Origin of the sequence: Roseibium aggregatum, from assembly GCF_014692675.1 — a bacterium.
In the GTDB taxonomy this organism is placed as follows: Bacteria; Pseudomonadota; Alphaproteobacteria; order Rhizobiales; family Stappiaceae; genus Roseibium; species Roseibium aggregatum_C.
In genome coordinates, this window is record NZ_JABFCZ010000128.1 from 1 (window position 1) to 253 (window position 253).

The window sequence follows — 253 nt, forward strand, 5'->3', positions numbered from 1 at the left end:
AGCTTGATCCCCACGCCTGGCTCACACAGACCCTCGAGCGCATCGCCAACGGTTGGCCCAATAGCGACATCGGCGCTCTCATGCCCTGGAACTACAAGAGCTGAACGGCCGCAGCTTCGCGCTTACTTTGTAGCAATGGCGCGCGAGAATGAAGCCGCCCGCCGCCTTTCGACTGTCCCCGGGATTGGCGTCATCAATGCCACAGCACTTGTTGCAGCGGTTGGCGACGCACGCAGCTTCGGGCGTGGGCGAG

The 253-nt window shown here is 62.8% G+C and carries 1 protein-coding gene and 1 pseudogene; both read left to right on the forward strand.

Annotated features, from left to right (window positions below; genetic code table 11):
- A partial coding sequence (locus HK439_RS26590) for a transposase domain-containing protein (RefSeq protein ID WP_190294281.1) occupies positions 1-104 on the forward strand: 104 nt, incomplete at its 5' end.
- 10 nt (positions 105-114) lie between these two features.
- Positions 115-253: pseudogene (locus HK439_RS26595) on the forward strand (transposase); the annotation flags it as partial.